This is a genomic window from Pseudomonas sp. NY8896 (assembly GCF_039634505.1).
Window position 1 is genome coordinate 3,566,057 of sequence record NZ_CP132350.1, and the last position, 19,096, is coordinate 3,585,152.

The 19,096-nt window shown below is 61.9% G+C and carries 22 protein-coding genes and 1 pseudogene; 12 read left to right on the forward strand and 11 right to left on the reverse strand.

The window, feature by feature from the left end; genetic code table 11:
* Positions 1-41: 41 nt before the first annotated feature.
* Positions 42-1,745: an amidase gene (locus Q9451_RS15955; RefSeq protein WP_345960635.1), complete on the reverse strand. Its 1,704-nt coding sequence runs from the start codon at positions 1,743-1,745 to the stop codon at positions 42-44.
* A 140-nt stretch (positions 1,746-1,885) separates the two neighbouring features.
* A complete protein-coding gene (gene yghU / locus Q9451_RS15960) occupies positions 1,886-2,725 on the reverse strand; it encodes a glutathione-dependent disulfide-bond oxidoreductase (protein WP_012272471.1) in 840 nt (279 codons plus the stop codon).
* A 199-nt stretch (positions 2,726-2,924) separates the two neighbouring features.
* Here yghU and Q9451_RS15965 point away from each other — a divergent pair, with 199 nt between their 5' ends.
* A complete protein-coding gene (locus tag Q9451_RS15965) occupies positions 2,925-3,971 on the forward strand; it encodes a dienelactone hydrolase (RefSeq protein WP_012272470.1) in 1,047 nt (348 codons plus the stop codon).
* On the opposite strand, the gene Q9451_RS15970 is transcribed toward Q9451_RS15965, so the two are convergent.
* The 4 genes and pseudogenes from Q9451_RS15970 to Q9451_RS15985 form a co-directional block, all read right to left on the reverse strand.
* Positions 3,933-5,126 carry an MFS transporter gene (locus Q9451_RS15970; protein WP_012272469.1) on the reverse strand — a complete coding sequence of 398 codons (1,194 nt, stop codon included), beginning with the start codon at positions 5,124-5,126 and terminating at the stop codon, positions 3,933-3,935. The genes Q9451_RS15965 and Q9451_RS15970 overlap by 39 nt on opposite strands.
* Before the next feature lie 196 nt (positions 5,127-5,322).
* The gene (locus Q9451_RS15975) at positions 5,323-6,909 is read right to left on the reverse strand and encodes an ABC-F family ATPase (protein ID WP_012272468.1); all 1,587 of its coding nucleotides are present in this window, start codon (positions 6,907-6,909) and stop codon (positions 5,323-5,325) included.
* A gap of 20 nt (positions 6,910-6,929) precedes the next feature.
* Positions 6,930-7,174: pseudogene (locus Q9451_RS15980) on the reverse strand (site-specific integrase); the annotation flags it as partial.
* 5 nt (positions 7,175-7,179) lie between these two features.
* The gene (locus tag Q9451_RS15985; protein ID WP_012272466.1) at positions 7,180-7,869 is read right to left on the reverse strand and encodes an SOS response-associated peptidase family protein; all 690 of its coding nucleotides are present in this window, start codon (positions 7,867-7,869) and stop codon (positions 7,180-7,182) included.
* 244 nt (positions 7,870-8,113) lie between these two features.
* Between Q9451_RS15985 and Q9451_RS15990 the strand changes: the two genes are divergently transcribed.
* The 5 genes from Q9451_RS15990 (at position 8,114) to Q9451_RS16010 (ending at position 10,531) form a co-directional block, all read left to right on the forward strand.
* Positions 8,114-8,401 (forward strand): hypothetical protein, encoded by a 288-nt coding sequence (locus Q9451_RS15990; protein ID WP_012272465.1) that lies wholly within the window; start codon positions 8,114-8,116, stop codon positions 8,399-8,401.
* 376 nt (positions 8,402-8,777) lie between these two features.
* Complete coding sequence (locus Q9451_RS15995) at positions 8,778-8,918, forward strand: hypothetical protein (protein WP_171577247.1); 141 nt, start codon at positions 8,778-8,780, stop codon at positions 8,916-8,918.
* A 157-nt stretch (positions 8,919-9,075) separates the two neighbouring features.
* A complete protein-coding gene (locus tag Q9451_RS16000; protein WP_012272463.1) occupies positions 9,076-9,444 on the forward strand; it encodes a hypothetical protein in 369 nt (122 codons plus the stop codon).
* A gap of 162 nt (positions 9,445-9,606) precedes the next feature.
* Positions 9,607-10,128, forward strand: coding sequence for a DapH/DapD/GlmU-related protein (locus tag Q9451_RS16005; RefSeq protein WP_223296379.1), 522 nt, complete (start codon positions 9,607-9,609; stop codon positions 10,126-10,128).
* Positions 10,129-10,222: 94 nt separating this feature from the next.
* Positions 10,223-10,531 carry a hypothetical protein gene (locus tag Q9451_RS16010; RefSeq protein WP_041166499.1) on the forward strand — a complete coding sequence of 103 codons (309 nt, stop codon included), beginning with the start codon at positions 10,223-10,225 and terminating at the stop codon, positions 10,529-10,531.
* A gap of 238 nt (positions 10,532-10,769) precedes the next feature.
* Here the strand turns inward: Q9451_RS16010 and Q9451_RS16015 are convergent, their stop codons facing one another.
* The 3 genes from Q9451_RS16015 to Q9451_RS16025 all read right to left on the reverse strand — a co-directional run bounded on the left by Q9451_RS16015 (position 10,770) and on the right by Q9451_RS16025 (position 11,715).
* On the reverse strand, positions 10,770-10,985 hold the full coding sequence (locus Q9451_RS16015; protein WP_012272459.1) for a hypothetical protein: 216 nt from the start codon (positions 10,983-10,985) through the stop codon (positions 10,770-10,772).
* A 103-nt stretch (positions 10,986-11,088) separates the two neighbouring features.
* The gene (locus Q9451_RS16020; RefSeq protein ID WP_012272458.1) at positions 11,089-11,289 is read right to left on the reverse strand and encodes a hypothetical protein; all 201 of its coding nucleotides are present in this window, start codon (positions 11,287-11,289) and stop codon (positions 11,089-11,091) included.
* A 111-nt stretch (positions 11,290-11,400) separates the two neighbouring features.
* On the reverse strand, positions 11,401-11,715 hold the full coding sequence (locus tag Q9451_RS16025; RefSeq protein ID WP_012272457.1) for a hypothetical protein: 315 nt from the start codon (positions 11,713-11,715) through the stop codon (positions 11,401-11,403).
* 259 nt (positions 11,716-11,974) lie between these two features.
* Between Q9451_RS16025 and Q9451_RS16030 the strand changes: the two genes are divergently transcribed.
* Positions 11,975-12,334, forward strand: a complete 360-nt coding sequence (locus tag Q9451_RS16030; RefSeq protein ID WP_060493086.1) for a hypothetical protein — start codon at positions 11,975-11,977, stop codon at positions 12,332-12,334.
* 1 nt (position 12,335) lies between these two features.
* Here the strand turns inward: Q9451_RS16030 and osmE are convergent, their stop codons facing one another.
* Both osmE and Q9451_RS16040 read right to left on the reverse strand, forming a co-directional pair.
* On the reverse strand, positions 12,336-12,692 hold the full coding sequence (osmE, locus tag Q9451_RS16035; RefSeq protein ID WP_012272455.1) for an osmotically-inducible lipoprotein OsmE: 357 nt from the start codon (positions 12,690-12,692) through the stop codon (positions 12,336-12,338).
* A gap of 65 nt (positions 12,693-12,757) precedes the next feature.
* On the reverse strand, positions 12,758-13,993 hold the full coding sequence (locus tag Q9451_RS16040; RefSeq protein ID WP_012272454.1) for an NADH:flavin oxidoreductase/NADH oxidase family protein: 1,236 nt from the start codon (positions 13,991-13,993) through the stop codon (positions 12,758-12,760).
* Between the two features lie 112 nt (positions 13,994-14,105).
* Between Q9451_RS16040 and Q9451_RS16045 the strand changes: the two genes are divergently transcribed.
* The 5 genes from Q9451_RS16045 (at position 14,106) to Q9451_RS16065 (ending at position 19,092) form a co-directional block, all read left to right on the forward strand.
* On the forward strand, positions 14,106-14,522 hold the full coding sequence (locus Q9451_RS16045) for a MerR family transcriptional regulator (protein ID WP_012272453.1): 417 nt from the start codon (positions 14,106-14,108) through the stop codon (positions 14,520-14,522).
* Between the two features lie 156 nt (positions 14,523-14,678).
* Complete coding sequence (locus Q9451_RS16050; RefSeq protein ID WP_012272452.1) at positions 14,679-15,659, forward strand: quinone oxidoreductase; 981 nt, start codon at positions 14,679-14,681, stop codon at positions 15,657-15,659.
* Between the two features lie 13 nt (positions 15,660-15,672).
* Positions 15,673-16,521, forward strand: a complete 849-nt coding sequence (locus tag Q9451_RS16055; protein WP_012272451.1) for a TauD/TfdA family dioxygenase — start codon at positions 15,673-15,675, stop codon at positions 16,519-16,521.
* A 45-nt stretch (positions 16,522-16,566) separates the two neighbouring features.
* Positions 16,567-17,619, forward strand: a complete 1,053-nt coding sequence (locus Q9451_RS16060; RefSeq protein ID WP_012272450.1) for a 3-keto-5-aminohexanoate cleavage protein — start codon at positions 16,567-16,569, stop codon at positions 17,617-17,619.
* A gap of 192 nt (positions 17,620-17,811) precedes the next feature.
* Positions 17,812-19,092 (forward strand): MFS transporter, encoded by a 1,281-nt coding sequence (locus Q9451_RS16065; protein ID WP_012272449.1) that lies wholly within the window; start codon positions 17,812-17,814, stop codon positions 19,090-19,092.
* Positions 19,093-19,096 lie beyond the last annotated feature (4 nt).

A 19,096-nucleotide genomic window follows, 5' to 3' on the forward strand; every position in this document is an offset into this window, starting at 1 on the left:
GGGTTTGCCCGCGAATGGGCCGCAAAGCGGCCGCTGTAAATTCAGCCCAGAGTTGGAGTGCGCGGCGGGATCATGCGGCGCGAGCCGGTCGCCTCGAAGGCCGCACCAAAGCTCAGCAGCGCATTGTCGCTGTAGGCTCGGCCGGCAAAGGTCAACCCCACCGGCATGCCGATATCGGCCATCACGCCCATTGGCACGGTCACGGTCGGTACGCCCAGATGGCGGATCGCCAGGTTACCGTTGGCCACCCAGATGCCGTTGCTCCAGGCGATGTCCGCCGACGCCGGGTTGACGTCGGCGTCAGCCGGGCCAACGTCCGCTACGGTTGGGAACAGCACCGCATCCAGGCCCAGCTTGTCCATCCAGTCTTCCAGGTCCAGCTTGCGGGTCTGCTCCAGGCCGCGCAGGCCATCTGGCAGGGTCTCGATCTGGTCCCAGGTCTTCAGGCCGCGCTTGGCCATGTTGACGTACTCGTCCATGCCCGCCGCCAGGTCGTCCTCGCGGTTGGGCAGGGTGCCTGGGTCGTGTGGGAAAATCTGTGGGCCATCGACATCGGCCAGGCGGTTGAGCTTGGGGTCGTCATTGGCACGCAGGAAGTCGTCGAAGCCCCAGCCCGAAAGCTCCCACAGTTCGTCATGGAGGAACTCCTTGCTGACGATACCGCGGTTGTAAACGGTCGGTGCGCCCGGGCGGTCGCCTTCGCAGTTGGACACCAGCGGGAAGTCCACTTCCAGCACTTGCGCACCGGCCGCTTCCAGGGCCTGGCGCGCTTGCTGCCACAGGTCGATGACCGTGGCGCGGGTGTTGATGCGTTGGCCAGTCGGGCCGCCGATGCCCGGTTTTTCGGAGGTACCGGCCTCGGTGTCGGCATTGATGTACATGCGTGGCACGCCAAAGCGCTTGCCCTTGAGCGCGCTGGCATCTACCGCCAGGTCCAGGTACGACGCCGGGCGCACCTTGGAGGCCGCCGGAATCGGCACCCACGGTTGCAGGCGCCACAGGTCGCCGCGCTTGTCGACGTCATCGGCGACCACCACGTCGAGAATTTCCAGTAGGTCGGCCATGGTGCGTGCATAAGGCACCACCACGTCCATGGTCGGGGTCAGCGGCCAGTTGCCACGCACCGAAATCACCCCGCGCGATGGGGTATAGGCGCACAGGCCGTTGTTGGACGCCGGGCCACGGCCGCTGGACCAGGTTTCTTCGGCCAGGCCGAAGGCACTGAAGCTGGCGGCGGTGGCGGTGCCGGCGCCGTTGGACGAGCCCGAGGCGAACGGCGCGGTCAGGTAGTTGGCGTTGTAAGGGCTTTCGGCGCGGCCATGGACACCGCGCTGCATGCCACCGTTAGCCATGGGCGGCATGTTGGTCTTGCCCAGGCACACGGCACCCGCGGCGCGCAGGCGCTCGATGGTGAAGGCGTCGCGCTGGGCGACCAGGTTCTTGAAGGCAGGGCTGCCGGAAGCGGCAGTCAGGCCCTTGACCAGGTAGCTGTCTTTGGCAGTGTAGGGAATGCCGTCCAGTGGGCTCAGCACCTGGCCCTTGGCACGGCGGGCGTCGGAGGCCTCGGCCTCTTTCAGCGCCTCCGGGTTGCGTACCACTACGGCGTTCAGGGCCGTGGCCGTGTCGGCGCCATCGTAGGCATCGATACGTGCCAGATAGGCCTTGACCAGCTCGACCGCCGTCGTGCGGCCCGACTCGAGCGCGTCGCGCAGCGCGGCAATGGAAACCTCGGTTACCTCGATCATGCGTTCACCAAAAAAATGTGCAGGTGGGGGCTAGTGCGAGGAGTGTACAAGAAGGGCTTGGTGGGCGCAGGTTTGCGCAGGGGCAAATGGTTTTATGCAGGCGGGCATTGTCGGGGTCGCGCAGCGACCCCGGCCAGCAGTTAATCCAGGTCTGCCGCTGAATGGCGCTCCGGCACCTGGCTGTCTTCATCGCCCCAGGTACGGTTGACACGGGTACCGCGTTGTACCGCCGGGCGCAGGGCAATTTCCTCGGCCCAGCGCTGTACGTTGGGGTATTCGTCCACCGCCAGGAACTCAGCGGCGCCGTACAAGTTGCCGCGCACCAGCTGGCCATACCAAGGCCACACGGCAATGTCGGCGATACTGTACTCCTCGCCGCCCAGGTAGCGGCTCTCGCCCAGACGGCGGTCGAGTACATCCAGTTGACGCTTGGCTTCCATGGTGAAGCGGTTGATGGCGTACTCGAATTTTTCTGGGGCATATACGTAGAAGTGGCCAAAGCCACCGCCCAGGTAGGGTGCAGCGCCCATCTGCCAGAACAGCCAGTTCAGGCTCTCGGTACGTGCAGCTGGCGATTTTGGCAGCAGTGCACCGAACTTGTCCGCCAGGTACAGCAGGATCGAACCCGATTCGAATACCCGTACAGGCGGTTCGACGCTGCGGTCGAGCAGGGCAGGGATCTTCGAGTTGGGGTTGACCTGGACAAAGCCACTGGAAAACTGGTCGCCTTCGCCGATGCGGATCAGCCAGGCATCGTATTCGGCATTGGCGTGGCCCAAGGCGAGCAGTTCTTCAAGGGCAATGGTGACCTTCACCCCATTGGGCGTGGCAAGGGAATACAGCTGCAGCGGGTGCTTGCCTAGCGGTAGCTCCTTGTCGTGAGTCGGGCCGGCAACCGGGCGGTTGATGCTGGCGAACTGGCCGCCGGACGCTGCGTCGTTGCGCCAGACCTTGGGTGGCACGTAGGCGGGCTTGCTCATGCATGAATCTCCTTCATTGGCGCGAAACGGTCACGTAAGACGTGGACCTGCATCTATGCCACGGGTTCGACGCAATGCGCAAATGCATAGGGCGCAAGCGCGACATGCATGACGGCGTTTTCATCCAGTTTTCATCCGGCACAGGCCCGGCCGGTTTTATGCTGGGCCATCACTTCGCCCTGCAAGGAACCGCCGGCCGATGACCATTCCTCGCTGCTTGTTGGCGCTGGCTCTGCTCGGCGGCCTGTTGGCCCGCGCCGAAGCCGCGCCCTGGGTTGCCGGCCTGCACCACATGACCCTGGCCGACCCGGTCGATAGCCGCCCGATGCAAGCGTTGGCGTTCTACCCGGCCAATGGCGCAACCCGGAGCAGCCGCATAGATGGGTACCCGGTCGAAGTGGCCGAAGAAGCGCCCGTTGCCATGGGCCGGTTCCCGTTACTGGTACTGTCTCACGGCAATAACGGCAGCCCGTTGGCCTTGCACTACCTTGCCACGTCGTTGGCGCGCCAAGGGTTCGTGGTGGTCGCGGTGGTGCACCCAGGGGACAACGCGCGCGACCACAGTCGCCTGGGCACCCTGAGCAATCTTTATGGGCGGCCGCTGCAAGTCAGCGCCGCCATTAGCGCTGCACGCGATGATGCCGTGGTCGGGCCCTATCTGAATGAAGGCAAGGTGGGCGTGATCGGCTACTCGGCAGGCGGCGAAACCGCGTTGATCCTGTCTGGCGCGCGCCCTGATCTGGATCGGTTGCGTCAGTATTGCCTAGAGCGCCCGAATGACGCTGACGCCTGCAAGACCCACGGCATACTGATCGCCGACCGCAGCGAGCTCGCGCCTGAGGCTGATCCGCGAGTGGGTGCCGTGATGTTGATGGCGCCGCTAAGCCTATTGTTCGGTCGTCATGCACTGGCCGGGGTGCAGATACCCGCGCTGATCTACAGCGGCGACAGCGATCAACTGGTGGCCGTGGACCGAAATGCCGAAGCCTTGGCCCGCAAGCTGCCAGTCACGCCAGACTATCGCCTGTTGGCCGGTGCCGGGCATTTCGTGTTCATGGCCCATTGCGATGCCGAGCAGTATGCGCGGATGCCGGCGCTGTGCAAGGACGCCGACGGCGTCGACAGGCGGCATATCCATCGCTCGCTGCAACGTGAAACGGCAGCATTTTTCAGCCAGGCTTTGGGGGCACCAGAGCCCGCCGAACGCTCAGCTGCGACGGGCACGCCGCGCCAGCAGCAACGTTAGGCCGACCCCGGCCAGGGCGAGCAGGGCCGCCACGCAGAAAATCGAGGCATAGCCCAAGTGCACGGCTACGGCCCCCATCACGGGGCCGGCGATGGCCAGCGCCATGTCGAAGAACACCGCATAGGCACCCAACCCCGCGCCGCGGCTGCTGCTGGGCACCTGCTTGATCGCCTCCACGCCCAGTGCCGGGTACACCAGCGAGAGCCCGAAACCGGTCAGCCCGGCGCCAACCAGCGCCCAGGGCGGCGAGGGCGCCAGCCACAGCAGGCACAGGCCGAGCACTTCGGTGGCCATGCAGGCTACTGCCACGTTGTAGCCACCAAAGCGGTTGACCGCGTTGACGAACAGCAGCCGCGAAATGATGAAGCACACACCGAACGCACTCAGGCACCAGGCCGCGCCTGCCCAGCCGCGCTCGAGGTAGTAGAGGGTAACGAAGGTAGTCAGGGTTCCGTAGCCGATCGAGGCCAAGGTCAGGCCCAGGCCACACGGCGCAACCCGGCCGAACGCTGACCAGAAGGGCAGACGCTCGCCGCGTACCACTACCACGTCGGGGCGCTTGCGCAGCACCAGCAGGGCAAGGGTTGCCAGTACCAGCAAGGTCGGCCCCAGTACGCTGAAGTCCAGCCCGTCCACGGCCAGTACGCCCAGCGGTGCACCGATGGCGATAGCGCCATAGGAGGCGATACCGTTCCATGAGATCACCCTGGCCGTGTGCTCGGGGCCGACCTGGCTGATGCCCCAGCTCAAGGTGGCCACCCCGATCAACCCTTGGGCGACACCCAGTAGCAAACGCCCGCCGAGTAACAGGGTCAGGCTCAGCAGTGGGGCGCTCAAGGTCCAGGCCGAGAACAACGTCAGCACACCGCAACCGGCAATCCCCAACAGGCCGAAGCGGATGGCCCGTTTACCACCCAAGGTGTCCGCCACCTTCCCCGCAAACGGGCGGCTAAGCAGCGTGGCCAGGTATTGCAGGCCAATCGTTACCCCAGCGATCACTGCGCCAAAGCCGAGTTGGTCGTGCACATAGCTGGGCAGTACTGCAATCGGCAAGCCGATGCAGAGGAAGGCAATGAAGGTGTAGAAAACGATCGACAGGATCTGCAGTGTGATGTGCAGCGTATTGCTGGTGGGGGCGGGTTGTTGCGCGGTCATGGGCTCTTCGCGGGCGGGCGGTTGGGCGTGGCCCCATCATGGCCGCTGCGCGAAATAAATGAAAGCAGGCTAACGAATTATTCGTCGGGGGATACCCACCTTCAGGATTGGTAGCAGGTACTTCACCTGTAGGAGCAGCCTTGTGCTGCCAAGAGGCCGGCCCAGCCACCTCAGATGGCCAGGCCTTACCCGTCAATCAGACCAATACGCCCTGGCTACGCAGGTAATCGTCATAGGTACCGCTGAAGTCCACCACGCCATCGGGCGACAGCTCGATGATGCGCGTGGCCAGCGACGACACGAATTCGCGGTCGTGGCTGACGAACAGCAGGGTGCCTGGGTAGTTTTCCAGCGCCAGGTTCAGCGCCTCGATCGATTCCATGTCCAGGTGGTTGGTCGGCTCGTCCATTACCAGCACGTTCGGCTTCTGCAGGATCAGCTTGCCGAACAGCATGCGACCTTGCTCACCACCGGAAATCACCTTCACCGACTTGAGGATTTCGTCGTTGGAGAACAGCATCCGCCCCAAGGTGCCGCGGATCACTTGCTCGCCGGAGGTCCACTGGCCCATCCAGTCGAACAGGCTCAGGTCGTCTTCGAAGTCGTGGGCGTGGTCCTGGGCGTAGTAGCCCACCTCAGCGCTGTCGGTCCACTTCACCGAGCCTGCATCCGGGGTCATTTCGCCAACCAGGGTGCGCAGCAGGGTGGTTTTGCCAATACCGTTGGGGCCGATGATTGCAACGCGCTCGCCCGCTTCGACGGTAATGTCGAAGTTCTTGAACAGCACCTTGTCGTCGAAGGCTTTGGCCATTTTTTCGACGACCACTGCCTGGCGGTGCAGCTTTTTCGTCTGCTCGAAGCGAATGAACGGGCTGACGCGGCTGGACGGCTTGACCTCGGCCAGTTGAATCTTGTCGATCTGCTTGGCACGCGAAGTCGCCTGCTTGGCTTTCGAGGCGTTGGCCGAGAAGCGGCTGACGAAGGTCTGCAGCTCGGCGATCTGGGCCTTTTTCTTGGCGTTGTCCGACAGCAGTTGCTCACGCGACTGGGTGGCCGCGGTCATGTACTCGTCATAGTTGCCAGGGAACAGGCGCAGTTCGCCGTAATCCAGGTCAGCCATGTGGGTGCAGACGCTGTTGAGGAAGTGCCGGTCGTGGGAAATGATGATCATGGTGCTGTTACGCGCCGTGAGGATCGTTTCCAGCCAGCGAATGGTGTTGATGTCCAGGTGGTTGGTCGGTTCGTCGAGCAGCAGCACGTCCGGGTCCGAGAACAGCGCCTGGGCCAGCAGTACACGCAGCTTCCAGCCCGGTGCCACTTCGCTCATCGGGCCGAAGTGCTGCTCCAGCGGAATACCCAGGCCCAGCAGCAGTTCACCGGCACGGGATTCGGCGGTGTAGCCGTCCATTTCAGCGAATTCGGTTTCCAGCTCGGCGACGGCCATGCCGTCTTCCTCGGTCATTTCCGGCAGCGAGTAGATACGGTCACGCTCGGCCTTGACCTTCCACAATTGGCCGTGGCCCATGATCACCGTGTCGATCACGGTGAATTCCTCGTAGGCGAACTGGTCTTGGCGCAGTTTACCCAGGCGGGTGTTCGGCTCGAGCATGACCTGGCCACCGGACGGCTCCAGGTCACCGCCAAGGATTTTCATGAAGGTCGACTTGCCGCAACCGTTGGCGCCGATCAGGCCGTAGCGGTTGCCGTTGTTGAATTTGACGGAAACGTTTTCGAACAGCGGCTTGGAGCCGAACTGCATGGTGATGTTAGCGGTGGAGATCAAAGGGCTTACCTATCAGTAACTTACGACGCTGGGCTTTCAGCTGATACCGATTTGATACCAATCTTGAGGTTTTCCAGCTCGCTCCAGTCGGAGCTTGAGTTAAGCCAACGGGCATACGTCGACAGCAGCATCTGAACGCTGTGACCCAGCTGTTGGGCGATAAATGCGGGGTTGAGGCCGGACATTGAGCGTATTGTCGCATAGGTGTGACGGCAGTTGTATGGGGGCGACGCCTGATCCCCAATTCATTCAGCTCGGGCACCCACGGTTTTACGTATTCGGCATTGATAGGGGCCGATCAATCGGGAGGATCAGTCCGGCGCCCTGATTACGCACATTGCCGACGGCAGTGCTCACCCGATACCACTCGAAGGCCTCGGCCGGTTCGCTTAGGTTGAGCACCAGTTGCTCTGCATGCTCGCTTGGCATGCCCGCTGCGATCCACTCGCATGCCAGTTCTGGCGAAAGCACGACAGGCCTGCGGTCGTGCACGTCAATCATTCCTCCCTGGGCGTCGGCGGTAATGATCACGAAGCCGTCGTGCTCGTTGCCAGCAAACTGGCCGATGGACGCGCAAAGGGCAGGGCGCCCGTCACGCCGATGGATGAAGTACGGCTGCTTCTTCGGGCCGCCTTCATCTTTCCACTCAAACCATCCGTCCACTGGCGTGATTGCCCGGTGTGGCCAGATCGCACGGAAGAACGCGCCGTGCGCCACCTTTTCGACCCGAGCATTGATCGGCGCAGCACGGTCAGTCGCCCAGTGCGGCCGCCATCCCCACCTCACCAAGTCAGCGCGCGGGCCTGCATCATCCTCCCGCAGCACTGCCACCGGCATGGTCGGCGCGACGTTGTACCGTCCGAGCGCCTGGTCGCCGACATTGTTGCGCCAGGCCTCTGGCATGCTCAGGGTCTCAACGAAGTCATGGATCCCGCGGTACTGGCTCAGCCTTCCGCACATTCCCATTCCTCCTACTGGAGCACAAAGGATAGCCCGCCAGGCGGTACTGGCCTGCTCGCAATAGTTTTTGAGCCGGCTGGAAATGGCTGCACGTTGAGACGCAGGTTATCTGGAGCCACGGGTAGCAGCCATTTGCCCCATGGCAGGCTCGTCAAACGGGTGGGCCTTCTGCACAATGAGGCCGTGCAGGTAGTGCAGCGTGGTTTATCACTCGCACCCCGACAATCTCAGGAGGACACCGCAGATGAAGCGTTTGTTACTTGGCATCCTGTTCGTAGCGTCGGGCACTGCCCACGCCGGCATTCCGCTGTTGAGCGCAACGTGCCCCGGAAACATCGAGGTTCATGCCGACAAGGGCGGGCCGATCTATATCAATGGCAAGGAAGGCAAGCTGAAAAAATTCAACGACAACTACTACGAAGCCAAAGGCAGCGGGTTAACGGTATCGTTGTCGATCAATCCGGATGGCTCGCCTGACGTCTCATATACCGGCAAGAACAGAGCCAATGGTGTATGCCAGGTCAAGAACTAATTGCCCCACCTGTTTGCTTGGCTCCACCGGCGCCCGCAGGCTCCACCCAGTAGATGGAACGGGAATTGCTGTAGTCCTGAGACATTGATCATGCGGAGTACGCAGAAATGACTCAGGATGACCGCTATTACATGATTTTCGGCGTGGTTGCTGTGTTGGTGCTGGACCTGGCGGCAACTTACGTGTTTCTCAATGCCATTGCCTGACCCCGGTTATGGGTACGCCATACGCGTAATCGGGGCCAACCGCAGCCAGGGCCGCCGGGTAAATGAAATTATGCATGGAAGATGACCAACGGCCTGCGCCTGCCTGAACATCCCAACCCCGTGCGGTCCAACTCAGGGAAGGCATGGCTTCGCCCGCCGGAGGTTCGCACATGAAACGCAAGACTGCATGGGTTGTGGTGTTGTCCGGTTTGTTGTTGCTCAGTGGTTGTTGGCCGTACTGGCACGACGGCAGGCATCACCGCCATTACTATGACGGAGACCGTGGCGGGCAGGAATACCGTCGCTACTGATGCAGGGCGCGAGGGGGTACGCCCCAGAACCTATATAGCAAACAAACCTAATGCCCGGTTGTCATTGAGCAGTAACATGGGCATACGAAAACCAAAAAATGGGCAGGCTGCTTGGCAACACTTTCCCAGTTTTCGATGGGGGGCAGGAGCGTGTCGCGTGAAGAGCTCAAGATCGCTTGCCGGCGCAATACTGGTGTCCGGGTTTGCCACGTTGTTAATGGCAGGCTGCGCACAAAACCCTGATGTGCGTGACAGCCACGATTATACCGCTGGCACGACCGCGAAAAGCCCACCCGCGTATCTGGGGTGCGTCAAAGGCGAACTTCCAGGACATGTGAAAACCTATGAAGTCGATGGCGATAACTCGGTCAAGCTGTTCATCGAAAGCACCGACCCCGACAAGGCTAATGGTCTTGTAGAATTGCGCGGCACGGGAACCCAGCACCAGTTCACGGCTTATCAACGTGATGCCTGGTACGACCACGGCAGGTTGCTGGATGCCGCGCTGATGTGTTCAAAAGCGTGATCATTCAACCGCCGAAACAAAAAAGCCCGCCGTCCAGAGCGGGCTTTTTGCCAATGGGCCGCGTAAACTCGCGTGCTCAAGAAATGGCAGGAGGCACCGATAAGCTGCCTGCTAGTGTCTCGCTGACGCGATCAACACCATTACCACTGTCGGATGTCTCGCTTGCTCCTATTCGTCGCAAAACTCAAAAAACACCTGTCTCCGCGTCAGTTCATGCGCCTGCTGGATACCCATGACCTGGGTAAAAAACAGTTGAATCGCCTATTGGCCAAAACCGGTGTCCGTACCCAAAGCCATGTAGTCATTCGCCCGCCGTTCTACTTCGAGCGCGGCAACCTTGAATTGGGGCAGGGCGCTTTCATCAACAGCGGGTGCGTGCTCCTCGACGAAGCAACTATCCGCATCGGCCGCATGGCCATGCTTGGCCCGCAGGTGCGTTTGTGTACGACCAGCCACGATATCAACCCCCAGCGGCGCAAGGACAATGACTACATCGCCCCGATTACCGTGGGCGACAATGCCTGGATTGGCGCGGGTGCCGTGGTATTGCCTGGCATCAATATTGGCCATAACAGCGTGATCGCGGCGAACAGCGTGGTAACCGAGGATGTTCCGCCCAATGCGCTGTATGCCGGCTCACCGGCAAAGTTCAAGAAGTGGCTGGTGGAGCCGGAGCTGGCTTGAACCGCGCCGTTTTTGCATTTGCTGGCCCCGCCCGCGATAATCGTCGCATTTGAATGGAGAACAGCGGGTGGAAGCAAGAAGCGTTGTCGCCGAAATGTTCATTGGGATCCCGACGCATTTTTGGGTGTTGCCGGTTGCTGGCCTGGTTGCTTACTACGGCCTGAAGTGGTCCGCCAGGCTCGGCAATCGTGCCACTTGGCTGCAAGCCTCGACCTACTTGTCATTGCTGGCGCTGGCTGTGCTGCCCAACGGCTTTTATGCCCTGTTTCCGCCCGCGCCTGACCCGGATGTGCTGTTGAATCACGCACCGCTGCCCAACTATGCAGGGCGCTTCTACCTCGATGCATTCTATGTCTTCAGTGGTTGGGCGCTGAGCAAAGTGTTGAAGCTCAAGTTCAGCTGAGTCGCTGTCCGGTTACCACATGGTAACTGGAGCATTAATTGCAAGCCCCCAGAGAAAGTGGTGCATTTGGGGGAAACGGCAATGCTTACTGAAGACCTGTACGTCATGGCCCTGTTTGTAGGCAGTGTACTGGCCTTGGATGTTGCGGCCATCGTACTGTACCGGGGAGCCAAGCCCTGACCCCGCGTTTGGGGGCGGCGCCTTGAACCGGGTAGATTTCCCGTTCAGATGCCTATCATCAAGCACCTTCAATGTCGTCGATTCTTGCGGCCACGGCGCGCAACTCGTGCGCCACCACATCGATGGACCTGATGTGCGCGGTGACATCGAGCTCGCTCGGAGAGCTACCTCGCGCCTCCATGAACCTGGCGTGGCCACTCATGGCTTGGCTGAGTTTGTCCAGGTGCTCGGCAGTTCTGACCAGGTCTGACTTGATGTTGTGCAGCGTCTCCATAGTGCTAAAGGCCTTCCTTGTCTTCTGCTTCGACGGGCCTGTGAGCATCGCCTCAGGGCGGGGTGAAACGCAATAGCTGTGTGAAAGGCGCTTGCTTGGAACTTCAGCTTTTCTCCTGCACCTGCAGCACCGAGCCCTTGTCGTCGGTCACCAGCAAGCCGCTGGTGTGGGTGCCGTTGGATTGTTGCTCGGCCAGTGGCACATCCGAAGAACGAAAGATGCTACGGCCCTGTTCACCGGTTTTAAGGGTGATGAGTTTGCCGTTCTGATAGAAGAACAGCGTGCTATTGGCGTTATTTTGCATGGTAGGTTTCCTTGCCGAGTCGTAGTGATGCCCCATGGGCAGTTTCACTTTCTCAGCGTTCCGCCGCCCACGCTACTGGCAGAAATATCAGGTGTGCGCCAGTCATCGCGCTCAGGCTTCGTCTTGCAAACGCCCGGGGCTGAAGAAAAACGAGGCCACTACCACCGCTGTTATCACCCCTGTTGCATCGGCAAGGAACAGCAGTAGGGCACTGACGTCACCAGGCGCCATGTGATTGCCCAACGCAAAGTCCACGCCATGTGGGCATGCGGCGATCATTAGCAGCATGGCGGCCAGCAGGCCAGAGAGGACCTTCATGTAGCCCCTGCCGAATGCCAGGCCATAAGCCCAGAACACGAAGATACAGAGTACCGCCAAGCCGGTGGAAGTTACGTATTGGGCGAGTATTTCCAGCCACCACAACATGGGATTCTCCTTGGCGAAGCGCGCTGATCAATGCGGGTGGGTGAAGCCGGCCGGTGATTGCCGTTGCCGGATGCTAATCAGAAGCAGGGAAGAACGAATTCGTTCCCTCGCTTAAAACAATTCATTACTTTCAACCAGCCTTAGTTAATCAGCCGGCGTGTTGTTTGGTTGTCGTTGGCGCGTTGTGACTGTGTCAACTGCGCGAAAAAAACGCAGCAAGACCTTGGTTGATTAGAAACTCGGCGCAACCCCCGTTAGAATGCGGCGTATCCCTAATGGCCAATTGCAAATGCCTATTTTTCGTATCTTTGTCGCTTCTGCGCTAGTCGCCAGCCTTGTCGGCTGCGCAACGCCTGGCAAGCCCACTGCCAGCAAACTGACCAAAAAAACGCCGCAGCAGTACGCCGCCTGTGTATTGCCCAAATGGCAGGCGCTGGCGCCCCAGGCCACGCAGAAGTCGATAGCCCATGGCTACCGGCTGACGGCATCCAGCGCGGTGGCAAGTGACGATGTGCTGGACGTGGTCGACTCCCGCGATGGCAGCCGCGCGACTTTCTACAAGGGCAGCTTTCTGTCTGGCGACAAATTGCGTCAAGCTGCCAAGGACTGCCTGGACTGAATCAGTAGCCCGAGCCGCTTGAGCCGCCCATGCTGGGCAGGCGGGCCTTGTGCTGGGCATTGCTCCATTCGGCGCAGGTCATGAAGGCGGTCTTGTCCACCTTGCCGTTGCCGTCGAAGCTGACGCTGTAGGGTTGCCGTTTGCCGGCCTGGGTCAGCATGTAGTCGAAGCAGGTGCCGGGCACCACGGTACGGTCGGTCTCGGCATCAGGTTTGCCGCCTATTTGCACGACCTGGTCTTTGCTCATGCCGGTACCGACCTTGGCCACCAGTGGCTGGTCTTGGTACTGCGCAGAGTTGGATGAGCAGGCAGCAAGCGCAGCCAGGGCGAAGAGCAGCGCGTGATGGGGTTTGTTCATGGCAGTGCTCCGGTAGAGAACGGCGATGAAGGCAGGCCAGGCGAGTTGAGGCGGCAGGTAGCCCCTCATCCAGCCCGGCTTCTCATCATACGCCTGTACTGCCTTACCCGCAGTAACGTGCAGCCTTGCTCCAGCAACAAGGCGCGCAACGGTGACGCATGCGCCTTGGGCCTGTTGCCTGCTGCCAGCCGGCGCATCTGCAGTTTCACCAAGGCCATGTACGCCAGTGCGGCAAACGCCTTGCGCTTCCAGCGAATCGGCTGCAGTTCGGCGCTGGCTGTCGCTTCGCCGTTCAGCCAGCGCTGGGGCAAGCCAGGCTCTACAGCCAGGGCTGTCGCTATTCCGGCCATGGCCACGCCACTGGCGAGCACGTGCTCGACCACCGGCAGGCGGCGAATACCGCCGGTGACCATCACCGGCATCTTCGCAATGGCGGCGATCTCTCGGGCAAACTCCAGGAAGTACGCCTCGCGGGCCAGGGTCCGGCCGTCACGGGCGTCGCCCTGCATGGCCGGTGCTTCATAGCTGCCACCGGACAGCTCCACCAGGTCTACGGGCAATTGGTTCAGCCACAGCACCACCTGACGGGCATCTGCAGGTTCAAAGCCGCCGCGCTGGAAGTCCGCTGAATTCAGCTTCACGGCCACGGCGAAGCCGGGCGAAACCACCTTGCGCACGGCTTTGACCACCTCCAGCAATAACCGCGCGCGGTTCTCCAGGCTGCCGCCCCAGCGGTCCCGGCGCTGGTTGCTCAACGGCGACAGAAACTGGCTCAGCAAATAACCATGGGCGGCGTGCACCTGTACACCACTGAAGCCGGCCTCTTCGGCCAGGGCCGCAGTACGAGAGAAGCGCTCGATCAGTGCGGCGATCTCGGCTTCGTCCAGTGCCTTGGGCAGAGGGAACAGTTTGGACAGGCCGCCCATGTCCAAGGCGATGGCCGATGGCGCTACCGTGGGCTGCCCAAGGTTGGCCTGCATCTGCCGCCCTGGGTGGTTGATCTGCATCCAGAACTGCGCGCCATGGGCACGGCCTGTACGGGCCCAGTCGCGAAATCGCTGCAGCGGCTGGCTGGCGTCGAGCATGACACCGCCCGGGCCGGTCATGGCGCAGGGGTCGACCATCACGTTGCCGGTGAGCAACAGCCCGGCACCGCCTTCGGCCCAGGCCTGGTACAGCCGCAGCAATGAGTCGGAAGGGGTCTGGTCCGGGTTGGCCAGGTTCTCTTCCATCGCCGCCTTGGCGATGCGGTTGGGTATGACACTGCCATTGGGCAGCAGCAGGGGTTGGAACGGCGTCATGGCGATCTCCGAATGGTGGCTACCACGCATCGGTTACTGCACGCGTGGGCTAGGTTCGGGAGAAGGCTAAGGTTAAAGTCAACTTTAAGGTCAATAGCGCAAGGGTATCGAGATGAAAATTGGTGAACTGGCGCGACGTACGGGGCTCAGTGCGTCGCGTATCCGCTTCTACGAAGCCACCGGGTTGATTGCCGCCCGGCGCCTGGGCAATGGTTACCGGGACTACCCGGAGCAGGTGGTGCGGGCGCTGGAAATCATTACCTGTGGCCAGCAGGCGGGGTTCAGCCTGGATGAAATGCGCAAGCTGACCGACGCCTCCGGTGCAGCCCCGGCTGATCATGGTTTGTTGCTGGCAAGCCTCAAGCGCAAAGTGGCAGAGATCGAGGCGATGCAGCAGCGATTGGCGCAGAACCGGGCACAGCTGCTGGCGGTGATTGCCGGTATCGAAGACAAGCCGCAGGGGATGGATTGCGAAGAGAATGCCCAGCGTCTGATTGCCGGCTTTGACAAGCATCCAGCAGGCTCATGAATAAAGCAGGTTGGCCGAACGCTGGGCGATGAACGCGCTGTCATCAAATGAAAACCCGCTGTCGTCCGATGCGAAGCACCCTGCAAGCCAAGGGCATACAGTCCAATCACCCAGAACTGACGCCTGGCGTCCAGATCGATGATTGGAGAGACAAGCATGTCCAAAGTCGTACGTTTCCATCAGACCGGTGGCCCCGAGGTACTGCGCTATGAGGACGCCGAAGTGGGCGAGCCCGGCCCGGGGCAGGTGCGATTGCGCCAGGTGGCGGTTGGCCTGAACTACGCCGACACCTACTTTCGCAACGGCACTTACCCGATCCCGCTGCCCAATGGCATCGGCGTGGAAGCTGCCGGGGTAGTGGAGGCGGTGGGCGAGGGGGTGACCCAGGTGGGTGTCGGTGATCGGGTCACCTACACCGGGTTCCTCAATACCCTGGGTGCTTATTGCACCGAACGCCTGATCCCCGCTGCGGCGCTGATCAAACTGCCGGAAACCATTGCCTTCGAGACCGCTGCCGCCATGACCATGCGCGGCCTGACCTCGGCCTACCTGTTGCGCCGCCTCTACGCCTTCAAACCCGGTGACAGCGTGCTGCTGCATGCGGCTGCTGGCGGCGTGGGCCTGATTGTCGCGCAGTGGGCACGGCTGCTGGGCTTGAACGTGATCGGCACCGTGTCCACCGAAGCCAAGGCCGAGGTCGCCCGCGCCCATGGCTGCAACCACATCATCAATTACAGCGTCGAGGACGTGGCCAGCCGTGTACGCGAGCTGACCGACGGGGTTGGGGTGAACGTGGTGTTCGACAGTGTCGGCAAGAACACCTTCACCGGCTCGCTCGACTCGCTCAAGCGCCGCGGGCTGATGGTATGCGTTGGCACGGCGTCGGGCACCATCCCGCCGTTCGACCCGCAGTTGCTGGCGATCAAGGGTTCTCTGCAGCTCACCCGGCCGGCCCTGGCCGACTTCATCGCCGACCCGGCAGAAAAAGCCGACCTGGCCGGCGAGTTGTTCGATCACGTCAGCAGCGGGCGCATCCGTATCGAAATCAACCAGCACTACGCCCTTCAGGACGCGGTTCAGGCCCACCGTGACCTGGAAGCCCGCAAAACCACCGGCTCGTCGATCTTCGTCATCTGAAGAGGGCAACAGCATGCACATCGAACAACTGACTTGCGCGATCGGTGCCGAGGTGAGTGGCGTCAACCTGGCCGACGCGATTCACGACGACGACCTGTTCGCCCAGCTGCGCCAGCAGTTGCTTCAGCACCGTGTGCTGTTCCTGCGCGACCAGCACTTCAGCCGTGCCGAACACGTGGCCTTCGCCCGTCGCTTCGGCGAGCTGGAGGACCACCCGGTGGCAGGAAGCGACCCGGAGCACCCGGGCCTGGTGCAGATCTACAAGCGCCCGGACCAGCCCAATGACCGCTACGAAAATGCCTGGCACACCGATGCCACCTGGCGTGAAGCACCGCCCATGGGTTGCGTGCTGCGCTGCGTCGAATGCCCACCGGTGGGCGGCGACACCCTGTGGGCGAACATGGTGCTGGCCTACGAAAACCTGCCCAGCGAGGTGAAGGCCAACATCGAAGGCCTGCGCGCCCGCCACAGCATCGAGGCCAGCTTCGGCGCCGCCATGCCGTTGGAAAAACGGCTGGCACTCAAGGCGCAATTCCCCGATGCCGAGCATCCGGTGGTACGCACCCACCCGGAAACCGGCGAGCAGGTGCTGTTCGTCAACGCCTTCACCACCCACTTCAGCAACTACCACACGCCGCAGCGGGTGCGTTTCGGCCAGGACGCCAACCCCGGCGCAGGCGACCTGCTGCGTTACCTCATCAGCCAGGCTTACTTGCCCGAATACCAGGTGCGCTGGCGCTGGAAGCCCAACAGCGTGGCAATTTGGGATAACCGCAGCACCCAGCATTACGCCGTCATGGATTACCCACCGTGCCATCGCAAGATGGAGCGCGCCGGGATCAAAGGCAGCCGCACCTTCTAAGCCAGCCGCTGGCAACCGCACAAAAACAATAGCGAGGACTACAGCATGCAATTCTTCGACGATTCGTTGCACCCGGAAAACATGGAAAAGGTGGTGATCACCGTGGCCCCCTATGGCCCTGAGTGGATGCCCGAAGATTTCCCTGAAGACATTCCGCTGACCATGGACGAGCAGGTGCAAAAGGCCGTCGACTGCTACGAGGCAGGCGCAACCGTGCTGCATTTGCACGTGCGTGAGCTGGACGGCAAAGGCTCCAAGCGGCTGTCCAAGTTCAACGAGCTGATCGCCGGAGTCCGCGAAGCGGTGCCGGACATGATCATTCAGGTTGGCGGTTCGATTTCCTTCGCCCCGGAAGGCGAAGGCGAGGCAGCCAAGTGGTTGTCGGACGACACCCGGCACATGCTCGCCGAGCTGACACCGCGCCCCGATCAGGTCACCGTGGCCATCAACACCACGCAGATGAACATCATGGAGCTGCTGTACCCCGAATACCTCGAAGGTACCTCGCTGGCCAGCCCCGCAATCCACGCCGCCTACAGCGAAATGACCGTACCGGCCGGCCCGGCCTGGGTCCGTGAGCACCTGCGCCGCCTGCAGGCCAGCAACATCCAGCCGCATTTCCAACTGACCGGCATGCATGCCCTGGAAACCCTCGAGCGCATCGTGCGCCGTGGTGATTACATGGGCCCGCTGAACCTGACCTGGATCGGCATTGGCGGCGGTTTCGACGGCCCCAACCCGTTCAACTTCTTCAACTTCATCCACCGCGCACCGGACGGTTGCACCCTGACCGCCGAATCGTTGCTGAAGAACGTGCTGCCGTTCAACACCATGGCCCTGGCCATGGGCCTGCACCCGCGCTGTGGCAACGAAGACACCATCATCGACCAGCACGGCAAACGCTTCACCTCGGTGCAGCAGATCCAGCAGACCGTGCGCGTGGCCCACGAACTGGGGCGCGAGATTGCCAGCGGCAAGGAGGCCCGGGCCATTTACCGCATCGGGCAGCAGTACGACAGTATCGAGCAGACGCTTAAAGCCAATGGCATGGCGCCGAACCGCCAGGCGGGTGAGAAGGGTGTGCCGCAGCGTACTTGATACAAACGTTGGCACGGCCAGATGAGTGCGGCCTTGCGTCGCGATAGGGCTGCAAAAGGTGCATCTGCACTGAAATCCTGGGGCTGCGTTGCAGCCCTATCGCGACACAAGGCCGCTCCCACAGGGGCCGACCAAGCTTGAGCAGTAGTGCATAACAACAAGAAAAACCCACACCACACCCAAGGAGGCAACATGGCCACCTATCTCGCCAGTGCCGAAGACTCCGGCACCGACACTGCCCACAGCGTCCCCCGGCGCTATGCCTGGGTGGTGTTTGCCCTGACCTTCGGCCTGTTGATCTCCGACTATATGTCGCGCCAGGTGCTCAATGCGGTGTTCCCGCTGCTAAAGGGCGAATGGGCGCTCAGCGACAGCCAACTCGGCTTGCTCAGCGGCATCGTCGCGCTGATGGTCGGCCTGCTGACCTTTCCGCTGTCGTTGTTGGCCGACCGCTTCGGCCGGGTACGCAGCCTGGTGCTGATGGCGGTGCTGTGGAGCCTGGCCACGCTCGGCTGTGCCCTGGCGGAAAACTACCCGCAAATGTTCATTGCGCGCTTTTTGGTCGGGGTTGGCGAGGCAGCCTATGGCAGTGTCGGCATTGCCGTGGTGGTCGCAGTGTTCCCCCGCGACATGCGCTCGACGCTGGCCGGGGCGTTCATGGCCGGCGGCATGTTCGGTTCGGTGCTGGGCATGGCCTTGGGCGGCGTGCTGGCCCAGCATTTGGGCTGGCGCTGGGCATTTGCTGGCATGGCATTGTTCGGCCTGGTGCTGGCGATGGTGTATCCGATGATCGTCAAGGAGGCGCGCATTGCACCCAAGTGCGCGCAGCAGGCGCTCGACAAGGCCAGCCGCCCGCTGCGCACGCTGTACAGCAGCCGATCGGTCATCGCCGCCTATGTCGGCAGCGGCCTGCAACTGTTCGTCGGTGGCACCCTGATCGTGTGGATGCCCAGTTACCTCAACCGCTATTACGCCATGGGTACCGACCGTGCCGGGGCAATCGCCGCCGTCATCGTGCTGTGCAGCGGTATCGGCATGATCCTTTGCGCCATGCTCTGCGACCGCCTTGGGCGACAGCGCCCGGACCGCAAGATCAGCCTGGCCATCGCCTACTGCCTGGGCAGTTGCATGCTGCTGAGCATTGCCTTTGCGCTGCCTGCCGGCACCGCGCAACTGGTACTGATTTGCCTGGGCATGATGATCGCCGCCGGTACCAATGGCCCGTCCAGCGCCATGGTTGCCAACCTTACCCATGCATCGGTGCATGGCACGGCATTCGCCACCCTGACCCTGGCCAACAACCTGCTGGGCCTGGCCACCGGGCCACTGATCACGGGTCGGGTGTCCGACTTGATCGGGCTGCAGGCCGCGCTGCAATTGGTGCCGCTGATCAGCATCGCGGCGGCGGCCGTGTTCTTTATCGCCAAGCGTCACTACCACCGCGACATGGACCGTCTGCGCTCCAGGAGTTGAAACT